This is a genomic window from Streptomyces melanosporofaciens, from assembly GCF_900105695.1.
Classification (GTDB): domain Bacteria; phylum Actinomycetota; class Actinomycetes; order Streptomycetales; family Streptomycetaceae; genus Streptomyces; species Streptomyces antimycoticus.
Window position 1 is genome coordinate 3,936,872 of sequence record NZ_FNST01000002.1, and the last position, 15,005, is coordinate 3,951,876.

Annotated in this window: 11 protein-coding genes; 5 read left to right on the forward strand and 6 right to left on the reverse strand. The window is 71.0% G+C overall.

Translation table 11 applies throughout. The features are described from left to right. Positions 1-6: 6 nt before the first annotated feature. From BLV72_RS19595 to BLV72_RS19615, 5 genes are all read left to right on the forward strand, one after another. Positions 7-1,206, forward strand: coding sequence for an FAD-dependent oxidoreductase (locus BLV72_RS19595; RefSeq protein WP_093463792.1), 1,200 nt, complete (start codon positions 7-9; stop codon positions 1,204-1,206). Positions 1,207-1,602: 396 nt separating this feature from the next. Further along, positions 1,603-2,613 (forward strand): polyprenyl synthetase family protein, encoded by a 1,011-nt coding sequence (locus BLV72_RS19600; RefSeq protein WP_093463794.1) that lies wholly within the window; start codon positions 1,603-1,605, stop codon positions 2,611-2,613. Positions 2,614-3,018: 405 nt separating this feature from the next. Then, positions 3,019-4,257, forward strand: a complete 1,239-nt coding sequence (locus BLV72_RS19605) for a LolA family protein (RefSeq protein WP_093463796.1) — start codon at positions 3,019-3,021, stop codon at positions 4,255-4,257. Positions 4,258-4,307: 50 nt separating this feature from the next. Further along, positions 4,308-5,291 carry an ABC transporter ATP-binding protein gene (locus tag BLV72_RS19610; RefSeq protein WP_093463797.1) on the forward strand — a complete coding sequence of 328 codons (984 nt, stop codon included), beginning with the start codon at positions 4,308-4,310 and terminating at the stop codon, positions 5,289-5,291. Beyond that, positions 5,278-6,285 carry an ABC transporter permease gene (locus BLV72_RS19615; RefSeq protein ID WP_208905674.1) on the forward strand — a complete coding sequence of 336 codons (1,008 nt, stop codon included), beginning with the start codon at positions 5,278-5,280 and terminating at the stop codon, positions 6,283-6,285. Before BLV72_RS19610 ends, BLV72_RS19615 begins: the two co-directional genes overlap by 14 nt. 59 nt (positions 6,286-6,344) lie before the next feature. On the opposite strand, the gene BLV72_RS19620 is transcribed toward BLV72_RS19615, so the two are convergent. The 6 genes from BLV72_RS19620 to BLV72_RS19645 all read right to left on the reverse strand — a co-directional run bounded on the left by BLV72_RS19620 (position 6,345) and on the right by BLV72_RS19645 (position 14,904). After that, entirely contained in the window at positions 6,345-7,286 is a 942-nt protein-coding gene (locus BLV72_RS19620; protein ID WP_093463798.1) for a M28 family metallopeptidase, read from the reverse strand. Positions 7,287-7,511: 225 nt separating this feature from the next. After that, entirely contained in the window at positions 7,512-8,645 is a 1,134-nt protein-coding gene (gene rarD, locus BLV72_RS19625; RefSeq protein ID WP_093463800.1) for an EamA family transporter RarD, read from the reverse strand. 137 nt (positions 8,646-8,782) lie between these two features. Continuing rightward, on the reverse strand, positions 8,783-9,640 hold the full coding sequence (locus BLV72_RS19630) for an SDR family oxidoreductase (RefSeq protein ID WP_093463802.1): 858 nt from the start codon (positions 9,638-9,640) through the stop codon (positions 8,783-8,785). 139 nt (positions 9,641-9,779) lie between these two features. Further along, complete coding sequence (locus tag BLV72_RS19635; RefSeq protein ID WP_093463803.1) at positions 9,780-11,744, reverse strand: APC family permease; 1,965 nt, start codon at positions 11,742-11,744, stop codon at positions 9,780-9,782. Positions 11,745-11,876: 132 nt separating this feature from the next. Continuing rightward, positions 11,877-12,959: a 2-oxoacid:ferredoxin oxidoreductase subunit beta gene (locus BLV72_RS19640; RefSeq protein WP_093463805.1), complete on the reverse strand. Its 1,083-nt coding sequence runs from the start codon at positions 12,957-12,959 to the stop codon at positions 11,877-11,879. Further along, entirely contained in the window at positions 12,952-14,904 is a 1,953-nt protein-coding gene (locus BLV72_RS19645; RefSeq protein WP_093463806.1) for a 2-oxoacid:acceptor oxidoreductase subunit alpha, read from the reverse strand. The genes BLV72_RS19640 and BLV72_RS19645 overlap by 8 nt, the downstream gene beginning before the upstream one ends. Positions 14,905-15,005: the final 101 nt, after the last annotated feature.

Genomic DNA, 15,005 nt, shown 5'->3' on the forward strand with positions numbered 1-15,005 from the left:
GGATTCATGAACGATCCGGTAGTGGTCATCGGGGCCGGTCCGTACGGTCTGTCGACCGCCGCTCATCTGCGCGCCCGGGGGCTGCCGGTCCGTGTCTTCGGGGATCCGATGGTGAGCTGGCGCGAGCGGATGCCCGCGGGCATGCTGCTCAAATCCACACCGGTCGCCTCGAACATCGACGCACCGCAGCCGGGCCACACCCTGCTGGACTTCTGCCATGCGACGGGCGGCCCGCGCTATGAGTCGGACTGGGACCTGATCCCCGTCGAGACCTTCTCGGCCTACGGACTGTGGTTCCAGGAGCGGCTGGTGCCGGAGCTGGAGCGGGTGCGGGTGGTCTCGGTCGACCGGCGGGGCGGCCGGTTCGAGCTGAAGCTGGACTCGGGGGAGCAGTTCACGGCGCGCGCCGTCGTCGTCGCCAGCGGGCTCAGCGGGCTCGCCCACCTCCCCCGTGAGCTGGCCGCCGCCGTACCGGACGGGCCCGCTCCCGGCGGCCCCGTCTCGCACAGTTCGCAACACCGTGACCTCGGGCGCTTCCAGGGGCGTGAGGTGGTGGTCGTCGGGGCCGGGCAGTCGGCGCTGGAGAGCGCGGTGCTGCTGGCCGAGGCGGGCGCCGCGGTGCGGGTGGTGGCCCGCGGACCGCGCGCGGTCGCCTTCGGTGCCCCGCCGGACCACCAGCCCAGGCTGCGGCCCGAGTCGCCGTTCGGCCGCGCCTGGTCGCTGTACGCGCTGTCGTACCACGCCGTGGGCTTCCGGCGGCTGCCAGCCCCGGCCCGGGAGTATCTGGTCCGCAGGGTGCTGGGGCCCAAGGGCGCCTGGTGGCTGAGGGATCGGTTCGCCGGGCGGGTGCGGGTCACCCAGGGGCGGCAGATCAGCCGGGTCACGGTGCGGTCCGACGGCCGGCCGGTGGTCGGCCTGCGCGGGGGCGGCCGGGTCGGTGAGCTGGCCGCCGACCATGTGATGGCCGCGACGGGCTACCGGATGAGCGTCGCCGCGCTGGACTTCCTCGGGCCCGGGCTCCGCTCCGAGTTGGTCACCGGCGCCGGGGGACCCTGGCTCGACGCCGGATACGGCTCCTCGGTCCCCGGGCTGTACTTCACCGGGCTGCCCGCGGCGGCGAGTTTCGGCCCGGTGATGCGGTTCGTCTGCGGCACGGAGTACGCGTCGCCACGGCTGGCGAAGGCGGTGGCCGCCGCGCACAGATGAGCGACCGCCGAGCCCGCGGCCATCGGCCTGCCCTGGCCGATGGCCTGCCCTGGTCCCTGGCCGATGGCCTGCCCTGGTCCCTGGCCTTCCCCGGCCGACGGCCGTCCCCGGTCCGGTCCGGTCCGGTCCGGCCCGGGCCCGTTGGCCGGTCAGCAGGCCGGGCCGGTTGATCCGTCAGCGGGCCGGGTTGGCCGACTTGTCGGGGGCCGGGGGATGAATGATCTGCTGCGATCGCGGTACTGCGATGTGAAGTAACCGGTTCGGGAGAGAACGGTGAGAGGCGCACAAGGCGGGAAGGCGCCCACAGTGATCGATACCCGACCGGATACGCTGCCTGTTGGTGGAGGCAGCGACACGTCGACATTCGCGTCATTCGTAGGCAGACAGGAGTACCCCGTGAGCTTCGTCGGGCCCTTGGGGCTGAGCGTGCGGGACCGGACTCTGGAAGCCGACACCCAGGCCGGGCTGACGGCGGTCGAAGAGGGCCTGCTGGAGGCCACCAAGAGCGATGTGCCCTTCATCACCGAGGCCGCCCAGCATCTGGTGCGGGCCGGTGGGAAGCGGTTCCGGCCCCTGCTGGTGCTGCTGGCCGCGCAGTTCGGCGATCCCCACGCACCCGGAGTGGTGCCCTCGGCCGTGGTCGTCGAGCTCACCCATCTGGCGACGCTCTACCACGACGATGTGATGGACGAGGCGGAGGTGCGGCGCGGCGTCTCCAGCGCCAACGTCCGCTGGGGCAACTCGGTGGCGGTCCTCACCGGCGACTTCCTCTTCGCCCGGGCCTCGCACATCCTGGCCGATCTCGGCCCCGAGGCGGTGCGGATCCAGGCCGAGGCGTTCGAGCGGCTGGTCACCGGCCAGATCCTGGAGACGGCGGGCCCCCGCGACGGCCGTGACCCGGTCGAGCACTATCTGGATGTGCTGGCCGGCAAGACGGGCTCGCTGATCGCCGTCTCCGGCCGGTTCGGCGCGATGATGTCGGGTGCCGACGAGTCCATCGTCAGCATCCTCACCCAGTACGGCGAGCGGCTCGGCATGGCCTTCCAGCTCGCCGACGATGTGCTGGACATCGCCAGCGACAGCCATGAGTCCGGCAAGACCCCCGGCACCGATCTGCGCGAGGGCGTGGCCACCCTGCCCGTGCTCTATGTGCGGGAGCGGGCCGAGGCGACCGGTTCGGCCGAGGACCGCGAGCTGTGCGAGCTGCTCGCGGGCGATCTCAGCGATGACGCGCGCCTCGCCGAGGTGCTGCGGCGGCTGCGTGCCCATCCGGCGCTGGAGCAGGCCCGCCGGGTCACGGTCCGTTACGCGGCGGAGGCCCGTTCGATGCTGGCGCCGCTGCCCGAGGGCCCGGCGAAGGCGGCCCTCGAGGGGCTGTGCGACGCGGTGGTCCACCGGGCCGGCTGACGCCCGGCCTCCCGCCCAGCGGCCGGTTGACGTCCCGCCCAGGCCCCACCCACCGATCGGCTGACGCCCCCGCCCAGCCTCCCATCCACCGGTCGGCTGACGCCCCCCCGCCCAGCCCCAGCCCATCGACCCGGCTGACGCCCCCGCCCAGCCCCCGCCCAGGCCACCGTTCCGCCCCGACCGGCCCCGGCTCCGGCCCCGGCTCCGGGGAGCCGACCCTGACTCCCGGGGGAGCGGTGTCATCCCCGAGCAGTACACCCAGGTGATCCTGCGGGCTGACGCGCCACGTCACACGATTTGGTGGGATGAAAAGACCACCACATGGCGGGATCGGGTGACAATGGCCCGAGAGGGTGGACGAGTGCAAGCTGACGAACCGCCGCCGACGACGGAGGTAGAGCACACATGGCACGGATCCGACCGACACAGGTCGCCGACGACGGCTTCTGGGATGACGAGCGGCCATCCCGGGGGAAGAAGGTCACCCGGTACGCCGCCCCGGTCGCGGTCGCGGGCATCGCGGCGGCGACCATAGGACTGGTCCCGGCGCTGGCCAGCACCGGTGACCCCGACCTGCCGAAGATCTCGGCACAAGAGCTGATCAGCAAGATGGCGGCATCGGACGCCCAGCAGATGTCCGGTTCGGTGAAGATCACCACCGATCTGGGCATCCCCTCGCTCCCCGGCGGCGGCTCCCTCGCCGACCTCGGCGGGGCGCAGGGCGGCGAGGAGTCCGCCTCGCCCGAATCCCGGCTGATGGAGCTGGTCTCCGGCTCCCACACCCTGCGGGTGGCCACCGACGGCCCCGGCAAGCAGCGGGTGTCGATCGTCGAGAACGCCGCCGAGTACAGCATGATCCACAACGGCGACGAGATCTGGGCGTACGACAGCGGGAGCAACTCCGCCTACCACGCCACCGCCCCCGAGGAGGCGAAGGCCAAGGGCGACCACCGGCAGGAGCTGCCGAAGGACCTGCGGGGCGCCACGCCCCAGGAGATCGCCAAGACGGTGCTCTCCTCCGTGGACGACACCACGGATGTGACGGTCGACGGCACCTCCCGGGTCGCCGGACGGGACGCGTACGACCTGCTGATCAAGCCCAAGGCGGACAGCGACTCCACGATCGGATCCGTCCGTATCGCGGTGGACGCGGACAACGGTGTCCCGCTGAAGTTCACGCTCTCCCCGAAGAGCGGCGGCAAGGCGGCCATCGACGTCGGCTACACCAAGGTCGACTTCGGTAAGCCCAAGGCGAGCACCTTCGACTTCACCTTGCCCAAGGGCGCCAAGGTCACCGAGGAGCCCAAGGCCGACCGGCCCAAGGCCAAGGACTTCGGCGCCAAGGACTTCAAGGACGCCCAGGGCGCCCTGTCCGGGCTGAAGGTCGTCGGTGACGGCTGGGACTCGGTCGCCCGGCTCGACACCCCCGGCGGCGCGGCGTCCACGACCCCCGGCGGCGACAGCGGCCCGGGTGCGGCGTCCGGACTCCTCGGCGGCTTCGGCAAGGAGGTCAAGGGCGACTTCGGCTCCGGCACCGTGGTCAGCACCCGTCTGGTCAACGCGCTGCTCACCGACGACGGCAAGGTGTTCGTCGGTGCGGTCGACAAGGACGCCCTGGTCAAGGCCGCCAACGCGGCCAAGTGAGGCGCTGGGCGCGCACGGCGTAGAACACGACGCATAACGAAGGGGAGCCCGTGGAGCAGCGGTCCACCGAGGGGAACGACACCGCGGTGGAGACCCGCGGGCTCACCAAGCGCTACCGGGGCGGACAGCTCGCGGTCGACGCACTCGACCTGTCCGTGCCGCGTGGCAGCGTCTTCGGCTTCCTCGGGCCCAACGGCTCGGGGAAGACGACGACGATTCGCATGCTCATGGGCCTGATCGAGCCCACCTCGGGCAGAGCCAGGCTGCTCGGCGAGCCGATGCCGCGCGCCGCCCGGAGCGTGCTGCCCAGGGTGGGCGCCCTCATCGAGGGCCCCGCCCTCTACCCCTTTCTGACCGGCCGCGACAATCTGCTGCGCTACGACGCCGCGGACCCCACGGCCGATCCCCGCACCCGTGTCCCCCGCGTCGAGGCCGCCCTGAACCGGGTCGGGCTGGCCGCCGCGGCGGGGAAGAAGGCCCGCGCCTACTCGCTCGGTATGAAGCAGCGCTTGGGCCTGGCCGCCGCGCTGCTCCAGCCGCGTGAGCTGCTGGTCCTGGACGAGCCGACCAACGGCCTCGATCCGCAGGGCATGCGCGAGATCCGTTCCCTGGTGCGCGAACTGGCCGAGGAGGGCACCACCGTCTTCCTCTCCTCGCATCTCCTCGACGAGATCGAACAGGTGTGCACCCATGCCGCCGTGATGGCCCAGGGCCGTCTGATCGCCCAGGGCACGGTGGCCGAGCTGGCGGCGGGCAGCCGCGGCAGGCTGGTCGTCACCACCCCGGACCCGGCGGACGCGGTCCGGATCCTGAAGGAGCACGGCGTGACGGATCTGGTGATCCTGGACGAGCGCGTCTCCGGCGAACTGCCGGTGCCCGGCCCCGGTGCGGACGACGCGCCACTGGAGCCGGCCGATCTCAACGCCGCCCTCGTCCGCGCCGGGGTGCGGGTCCGGGCCTTCGGGGCCGAACGGGCCTCGCTCGAGGACGCCTTTGTGGCACTGACCGGGGAGGGCTTCGATGTCGCGGGCTGAGGAACTGGAGCCGCGGGCCGAGAGCGCGGGAACGGTTGACCTCGGCGCATCGGACACGGTCGGCACCGGCGCATCGGCCACCCGTACGGGCGAGAAGGCCGTTGGCCCAAAGGCAGGCGGAAAGGCCCCGAACGCGCCCCGCCCGAACCCCCTCTGGGCCCTGGCGCTCTTCCGCTCCGAGCTGACCACCACCCTCCGTCGCTGGCGGACCCTGGCCCTGCTCGGGGTGCTCGCGCTGATCCCGATCCTCATCGGCGTCGCCGTGAAGATCGAAACGAGCGACGGCGACGGCCTCGGCGGCGGCCGTGGCGGAGACGGGCAGGGCCCGGCCTTCTTCTCCCAGATCACCAACAACGGGATCTTCCTGGTCTTCGCGTCGCTGGCGGCGACGCTGCCCGTCTTCCTGCCGATGGTGATCGGTGTGATCACCGGTGACGCCATCGCCGGTGAGGCGGGCGCCGGAACGCTGCGCTATCTGCTGGTGGCCCCCGCCGGGCGGACCCGTCTCCTGCTGGCCAAATTCACCACGTCCATGGCCTTCTGCCTGATCGCGACCCTGATCGTGGCGCTGTCGGGCCTGGTGACGGGGGCGCTGCTGTTCCCGCTCGGCGATGTCACGCTGATCTCGGGCATCACCGTCTCGTTCGAGGAAGCGCTGCTCCGGGCGCTCGGTGTGGCGGCCCTGGTGGCCCTGTCGCTGGTGGGGATCGCGACGGTGGGGCTGTTCATCTCCACCCTCACCAACAGCGGGATCGCGGCCATGGCCACGACCGTGGGGCTGGTGGTCACCGCGCAGATCCTCGACAGCATCCCGCAGCTCCACGCGATCCACCCGTATCTCTTCCCGCACTACTGGCTCAGCTTCGCCGATCTCCTGCGCGAGCCGGTCTACTGGGACGAGCTGGTCAAGAATCTGGGGCTGCAGGGGCTGTACGTCGCCGTGTTCGGCTCGGCGGCCTGGGCCCGGTTCACCGCGAAGGACATCACGGCCTGAGCCGGTTGGGGCCGAACACCGAGCCGAACACCGAGCCGAACACGACGCGTCATCCGGGATCAGGCGCCGCCGAGCGTCCACACCGCGTAGGCGATGGCGTCGCTGTTGCGGTCCAGCGCGGTGTCGTTGATGTTGCTGCTGGTGTCGCAGGAGCGGTGGTAGCAGCTGTCGAACGCCCGACCGGAGGTGCCGCCCCACTTCTGGGCCTGGGCGGAGGTCTTGATGTAGTCGGCGCCGCTGAAGAGACCGCCCACCGGGATGCCCACGTTCTTGAACGGCGCGTGGTCCGAGCGGCCGTCGCCCTCGGTCTCGATCTCGGTGGGAACGCCCTTGGCGGAGAAGAACGCCTTGAACACCGACTCGATCCCGGGGTCGTCGTCATAGACGAAGTAGCCCGGGTTGGGCGAGCCGATCATGTCGAAGTTGAGATAGCCGTCGATCTTCGCCCGCTCGGCTGACGGCAGGTTGTTGACGTAGTAGCGGGAGCCGACCATCCCCAGCTCCTCGGCACCCCACCAGGCGAACCGCAGGTGCTTGGTGGGCTTCGCCCCCTGGCGGGCGACGGTGAGCGCGGTCTCCAGGATGCCGGCGGAGCCCGAGCCGTTGTCGTTGATCCCGGGGCCCGCGGTGACCGAGTCCAGATGGGCGCCGGAGAACACCACGTTGTTGGTGTCGCCGCCGGGCCAGTCGGCGATGAGGTTGTAGCCGGTGGAACCGCTGGAGGTGAACTGCTGCACGGTGGTGGTGTATCCGGCGGCGTCCAGCTTGCCCTTGATGTAGTCGAGCGACGCCTTGTAGCCGGGGCGGCCATGGGCGCGGTTGCCGCCGTTGGCGGTGGCGATCGACTGGAGCTGGGTCAGATGGGCCTTCACATTGGCCACGGAGATGTCCGGCGCCGCGAGGGCGGTACGGGAGTCCGCCGCGGGCCGGGCCGATGCGGCGGCGGAGGTGGCGGGGGCGGCCGACACCAGGGCGGCGACGGCCGTACCGGCGGCGGCCATGGCGGCCGTCCGGCGTATCAGGGATCTTCGGGGGCGGCGCTCAGCGCATGACGACATGGGGGGCTCCGGTTCCGAACGGGGACAGGACGGAATGACGTGACGCTGTGTGGTGCACGTGCCCGTGGGGGCGATGGAGCGGCGAACCCGCGGTTCGCTGAAGCGGTGATGACGCGAGGCTGATGCTCCGGGTGTGGCTGACTCCGCGTCAAGGGCGGGAACCGGACATCACCCGCCGGATATCGATCCCGGCCGGGCGTCGGGCGCGGCGGCATCCGATACGGCGATATCCGATGCGGCGACGTCCGCTATGACCGTCTCCGGAACGAGACCGGCTTCGGGGACGAGACCGGCTTCGGGGACGACACCGGCTTCGGGAACGAGACCAGCCTCCGGAACGACACCGGCCTCCACTGTCGCCGACAGCGCGGCCGCCCGCGCGGCGGCGTCGGCCAGCTCCCGCCGCGCCCGCCGGGCGGTGCGCAGCGCGTCCCAGGTGAGCAGCGCGAGGGCGAGCCAGACGAGGGCGAAGCCTGCCCACCGTTCGGGTGGCATCGTCTCGTGGAAGACGGTGATGCCGAGGGCGAACTGGAAGGTCGGCGCCACGTACTGCAGCATCCCGATCGTCGACAGCGGCAGCCGCACGGCCGAGGCCCCGAAGCAGATGAGCGGCAGCGCCGTGACGAAGCCACAGCTCGCCAGCAGCGCCGCATGTCCGGCGCCCTCGCTCGCGAACGTGCTGTCGCCGCGCGCCCCGAGCCAGATCAAGAAGCCCAGCGCGGGCAGGAACTGTACGGCGGTCTCGGCGGCCAGCGACTCCAGCCCGTCCAGCCCGACCCGCTTCTTGGCCAGGCTGTACGTCGCGAAGCTGAAGGCGAGGGTGAGCGCGATCCACGGCAGCTTGCCGTAACCCACCGCCAGCACGGCCACGGCCACCGCTCCGACGCCGACCGCCGCCCACTGCGCGGGCCGCAGCCGCTCACGCAGCAGCAGCACCCCGAAGGCGATGCTGACCAGCGGGTTGATGAAGTATCCGAGCGCGGCCTCCACCACGTGGCCGCTGTTGACGCCCCAGATGTACAGGCCCCAGTTGATCGAGATCACGGTCGCGGCGAGCGCGATCATGCCCAGCCGCCGGGGCTCCCGCAGCAGCGGCCGTATCCAGCTCCAGCGGCGCAGCGCCAGCAGCACCAGACCGACGGCCGCCAGCGACCACACCATCCGGTGGGCGAGGATCTCCACCGCGCCGGCGGGCTCCAACAGCGGCCAGAAGAGCGGCACCAGCCCCCAGAAGGCGTATGCCGCGAAGCCGTAGAGGAGACCGGAGCGATCGGCGCGGTCCTGCTGGTCCTGCGGCGTCACGGCACCCTCCCCGACGGCATGGCGAGCCCAGGGCGGGCCCGTTCCGAGGGTCCGAAGGTAGCGCTGGTGAGGCCCGCCTGTCATTCCCGTATCGGGATACGGTCATGACAGGCGGGACGTGGTGCGTACGGGGCCGGTCAGCCCTTCAGTGCGGCCGCGACCGAGTCCGCGATGGGCGTGGTCGGGCGGCCGATGAGCCGGGACAGATCGCCCGGAGTGGCGGCCAGCCGGCCGCGCTCGATGGCCCCCTCGACGTCGGAGAGGATCACGGCGAGCGGCTCGGGGACGCCCGCGCCGGTGAGGATGGTCTGGTACTCGGCCGGGGAGACGGCGCCGTAGACGATCTCCTTGCCGGTCTGCTCCGCGATCACGGCGGCGTACTCGGCGAAGCTCCAGGCGGTGTCGCCGGACAGCTCGTACGCCGTGCCCTCGTGGCCCTCACCGGTCAGGACGGCGACGGCGGCCGCGGCGTAGTCGGCGCGCGAGGCGGAGGCGACCCGGCCCTCGCCCGCGGCGCCCACGACGGCGCCGTGCTCCAGGACCGGGGCGAGGTTCTCGGTGTAGTTCTCGTGGTACCAGCCGTTGCGCAGCAGGACGTACGGCAGACCGGAGTCGGTGACCGCCTTCTCGGTGACGTGGTGCTCGTCGGCCAGGGTGAAGTCGGCGGCCGGGCCGCCCAGCACGCTGGTGTAGGCGAGCAGCGCGACACCGGCCTCCTTGGCGGCGTCTATAACGGCCTGGTGCTGCGGACCGCGCTGCCCGACCTCGCTGCCGGATATCAGCAGCACCTTGTCGCCCGCGGCGAAGGCGCCGGCGAGGGTCTCGGGCCGGTTGTAGTCGGCCTCATGCAGCCGTACACCGCGGTCGGCGAAGTCGGCGGCCTTCGCGGTGTCGCGCACGACCGCGGTGATCTGGTCGGCGGGAACCTTCTCCAGCAGCCCCTCGACGACGAGTCGGCCGAGGTGGCCGGTGGCTCCGGTGACGACAATGCTCATAGGTGTGACTCTCCTGTTCGGGATCGGAACACCCACCTTAAGGGAAGCGCTAACCAATAGAAAGGTACTTCCGGTTAAGTAAGTGTGTTCTTCCGGGACCGGGGCCGTGTCACGGTCGGGGTCCGGGACCGGATCCGCGTCACTCCGGGACCTCGCTCTCCCGTGCCGCGAGGCTGACCGCGAACGGCAGGATCGTCACCGCGACACCCGGCAGGTACTCCAGCGCCTTCGCCAGCGACTCCGCCGTGCCCCGGTGCAGCAGCTTGCCCAGCGGGGAGGCGTAGGTGCGGCGCGGCACCAGCAGAGTCAGCGCGGTCTGCCCGTCCTCGGTGGTACGGGCCGCCAGCTCCATCACCGCATGGCGCAGCCGCCGGTCCGGGCAGGCCACGACCTCCAACGCCACCGTCACCCCCGCCGTGGCCTCCCATCGCGCCATCAGCCGGCGGGCATGGCTCTCGTCCACCATGAAGTGCACCGCGCGGACCTCGTCGGGCCGCAGCTCATGGGCGTAGCGCAGCGCCTTGACCGTCGCGAGGTCGATGCTGTCCGCAAGGACGAAGACGACATGGCGTCGCCAGCGCGGAACGTCGTCCCCCGGACGCGGCACCGCCTCCAGGGCGGCCGCCTCCGCGCGGTACTCGCGGTTGATCCGGATCAGCGCCCAGACCCCCAGCGGGAAGACCACCACGACCAGCCAGGCGCCCTCGGTGAACTTGGTGATTCCGAAGATCAGCACCACGGCGGCGGAGACGGCCGCGGTGGTGAGGTTGACCGCGATCTTCCAGCCCCGGCCCGGCTCCCGCCGCCGCAGGTGATAGGCGGTGAGCCCGGCCCCGGCCATGGTGAAGGCGGTGAAGACCCCGATCGCGTACAGCGCCACCAGCCGGTCCACATTGGCCTCGGTGACCACCAGCAGCGCCAGCGCCACCACGGCCAGCGCGATGATCCCGTTGGAGAAGGCCAGCCGGTGGCCGCGCCGGGTGAGCTGCCGGGGCAGAAAGCGGTCCTCGGCCACGAAGCTGGCCAGGAAGGGGAAGCCGGTGAACGGCGTGTTGGCGCCCGTGTAGAGGATGAGCGCGGTCGCCAGCTGGACGAACGCCAGCCCCAAGGCGCCCACCGCCCCGTCGCCGAAGACCAGATGGGCCTCCTGTGCGAGGACGGTCGGGGTGCCGTCCCGGTACGGGATGGCGTGGGTGAAGTGGGCGAGGGCGGAGACCCCGAGGACCAGCGTGCCCAGGATGCAGCTCATCGTGATCAGCGTGCGGCGGGCGTTGTGGCCCTTGGGATCGCGGAAGACCGAGACGCTGTTGGAGATCGCCTCCAGGCCGGTCAGCGAGGAGCCGCCGTTGGCGAACGAGCGCAGCACGATGAAGAGCGAGGCGCCGTAGAGCCAGCCGCCGTCCGGGGTACCGAGGTGGACGGCGCCCGCGGCGTGCACATCGGCGTGCGGAAGCCGCCCGGTGAGCCCGCGGACCACGCCGACCACCAGCATCAGGCCGATGGCGACGATGAACAGATAGGCGGGCACCATGAAGACCCGCCCGGCCTCGCGCAGTCCGCGCAGATTGCCGTAGGCGAGGATCAGGATCACCAGGGCGCTGAGGGGCAGTTGGAGATGGTCGATACCGGTCCAGGTGCCGCCGACCAGATGGGCGAAAGAGATGATCGCGTTGGTGCCAGCCGAGACCTGGACCGCGACGGTGACGATGTAGTCCACCAGCAGCGCCACCGAGGCGATCTGGGCGATGTCCGGGCCGAAGTTCTCCCGCGCCACCACATAGGAGCCGCCCGCCCGGGTGTAGATCATCACCACATCGCTGTAGCAGAGCGTGACCAGCAGCAGCACCAGCAGAATCGCCCCGGTCACCGGGAGGATCAGGGAGAACGCCGCGACCCCGATGACCGGCACCAGCACCCGCAGCATCTCCTCGCTGCCGTACGCCGTCGACGAGATGCAGTCGGAGGCCAGCACGCCCAGCGCTGCCGGGTTGCCCAGCTTCTCGCGCCGGATCCGCTCGGTGACCAGGGGCGGGCCGAGCAGCAGCCGCTTGAGGCGGTAGGCGGGGCGGTCGGGCGGCTGGATCGGGGCGGCGGGGTCGGCCATGCGGATAGCAGAGCGGGTGCCCGGCCGGGGCGTGGTCAGACGCTCCGGCCGGGCACCCGCCTGTGCCCGTATGTACGAATGTGCCCGCCGACGGTACGAAGGTGCCCGTCGGCGGGGCGGGGCCCGTGGGGGTCAGCCCACGACGGTCCAGGTGTCGCCGCCCGCGAGCAGCGCGCCGAGGTCGCCCTTGCCCTTCAGCTCCACGGCGTTGTCGAGCTGGTGGGACATCTGGGTGTCGTAGACCGGGCGGTCCACATCGCGCAGCACCCCGATGGGGGTGTGGTGGAGCGTGTCGGCGTCGGCGAGCCGGGTCAGCGCGAACGCCGTGGTGGGCGAGGTGGCGTGGGCGTCGTGCACCAGCACCTGGTGCTCGATCGAAGGGGTGACGGTGACCACTTCGAGGTCGCCGGTGCTCTGATTGCGGATGACGCCCTTGGCCTGGTCGACGCCGAAGCGGATCGGCTGCCCGTGCTCCAGCCGGATCACGGCCTCCTGGGCCTGCTCCTTGTCCTTCAGTGCCTCGAAGGCGCCGTCGTTGAAGATGTTGCAGTTCTGGTAGATCTCCACCAGCGCGGTGCCCGGATGGGCCGCCGCCTGCCGCAGCACCTCGGTGAGGTGCTTGCGGTCGGAGTCGACGGTGCGGGCCACGAAGCCCGCCTCGGCGCCGAGCGCGAGCGACAGCGGGTTGAACGGCGCGTCCAGGGAGCCCATCGGGGTCGACTTGGTGATCTTGCCGACCTCGGAGGTGGGGCTGTACTGACCCTTGGTCAGGCCGTAGATGCGGTTGTTGAAGAGCAGGATCTTCAGGTTCACATTGCGGCGCAGTGCGTGGATCAGGTGGTTGCCGCCGATCGACAGCGCGTCGCCGTCACCGGTGACCACCCACACCGACAGATCCTGCCGCGAGGCGGCCAGACCGGTGGCGATGGCCGGGGCACGGCCGTGGATGGAGTGCATCCCGTAGGTGTTCATGTAGTACGGGAAGCGCGAGGAGCAGCCGATGCCGGAGACGAAGACGATGTTCTCCTTCGCCAGGCCCAGTTCGGGCATGAAGCCCTGGACGGCGGCGAGGATCGCGTAGTCACCGCAGCCGGGGCACCAGCGGACCTCCTGGTCGGACTTGAAGTCCTTCATCGTCTGCTTGGTGTCGCTCTTGGGCACCAGGGAGAGCGCGCTTCGAGCCGATGCCGCGCCCTCGGCGAGGGTGTCAGTCATCGATGGCCTCCTTGAGGGCGGTGGCGAGCTGTTCGGCCTTGAAGGGCAGCCCGCGGACCTGGGTGAAGGAGCGGGCGTCGACCAGATAGCGGGCGCGCAGCAGCGTCGCCAGCTGACCCAGGTTCATCTCCGGTACCACCACCTTCTCGTAACCCTCCAGCACCTTGCCGAGGTTGGCGGGGAAGGGGTTGAGATGGCGCAGATGGGCCTGGGCGATCCGGTCGCCCGCGGTGCGGACGCGGCGCACCGCGGCGGTGATCGGGCCGTACGTCGACCCCCACCCCAGGACCAGGGTGCGGGCGTCGCCGGTCGGGTCGTCCACCTCGATGTCCGGCACGGTGATGCCGTCCACCTTGGCCTGGCGGATGCGGACCATGTGCTCGTGGTTGGCCGGGTCGTAGGAGATGTTCCCCGAGCCGTCCTGCTTCTCGATGCCGCCGATCCGGTGCTCCAGACCGGGCGTTCCCGGCACGGCCCAGGGGCGGGCCAGGGTCTGCGGGTCGCGCTTGTACGGCCAGAAGACCTCGGTGCCGTCGGCCAGCACATGGTTGGTCCCGGTCGCGAACTGGACGCGGAGGTCGGGCAGCTCGTCGACGTCCGGCACCCGCCAGGGCTCCGAGCCGTTGGCCAGATAGCCGTCCGACAGCAGGAAGACCGGAGTGCGGTAGGTCAGGGCGATCCGGGCGGCGTCGAGCGCGGCGTCGAAGCAGTCGGCCGGGGTCTTCGGGGCCACGATCGGCACCGGGGCCTCGCCGTTGCGCCCGTACATGGCCTGCAGCAGATCGGCCTGCTCGGTCTTGGTGGGCAGCCCGGTGGAGGGGCCGCCGCGCTGGATGTCGATCACCAGTAGCGGCAGCTCCAGCGACACCGCGAGCCCGATGGTCTCCGACTTGAGCGCCACGCCCGGGCCGGAGGTGGTGGTCACGGCGAGGGAGCCGCCGAAGGCCGCGCCCAGCGCGGCGCCGATCCCGGCGATCTCGTCCTCGGCCTGGAAGGTGCGCACACCGAAGTTCTTGTGCTTGGACAGCTCATGCAGGATGTCCGAGGCCGGGGTGATCGGATACGACCCCAGGAACAGCGGCAGATCTGCCTGGCGGGAGGCCGCGATCAGTCCGTACGACAGCGCCAGGTTTCCGGAGATGTTCCGGTAGGTGCCGGTGGGGAAGGCCCGGGTGGCCGGGGCGACCTCGTAGGAGACCGCGAAGTCCTCGGTGGTCTCGCCGAAGTTCCAGCCCGCCCGGAAGGCCGCCACGTTCGCCTCGGCGATCTGCGGCTTCTTCGCGAACTTCTGCCGCAGGAACTTCTCGGTGCCCTCGGTCGGCCGGTGGTACATCCACGACAGCAGCCCGAGCGCGAACATGTTCTTGCTGCGCTCGGCCTCCTTGCGGGACAGGCCGAATTCCTTCAGCGCCTCGATGGTCAGCGTGGTGAGCGGCACCGGGTGGACGTGATAGCCGTCCAGCGAGCCGTCCTCCAGGGGGCTTTGGTCATAGCCGACCTTGGCCATGGGGCGCTTGGTGAACTCGTCGGTGTTGACGATGATTTCCGCCCCGCGCGGCACATCGGGGAGGTTGGCCTTCAGTGCGGCCGGGTTCATCGCCACCAGTACGTTCGGCGCGTCACCCGGTGTGAGGATGTCGTGATCGGCGAAGTGGAGCTGGAAGCTCGACACTCCGGGCAGGGTGCCTGCGGGGGCACGGATCTCCGCCGGGAAGTTCGGCAGGGTCGACAGGTCGTTTCCGAATGACGCCGTCTCCGAGGTGAACCGGTCACCCGTGAGCTGCATACCGTCACCCGAGTCACCCGCGAACCGGATGATCACCCGGTCCAGGCGGCGGACCTCTTTACCGCCCTCTGCTGTTCGCTGCCCCCCGGCGGGCGTCTGCCCGCCCTGCTGATCGGCTGGTTCGGCCTGCTCGGCCGGGCTGCTGACCTGGCTGGTCACTGCTTCGGACCTCCCTTGAGGCGGCGCTCCTGGACAGTCGGTGCCGACCGGTTGTTGTCCCATGACCATCGTACGTCGGTAAGGGTGGCCTTCCTTGGCCG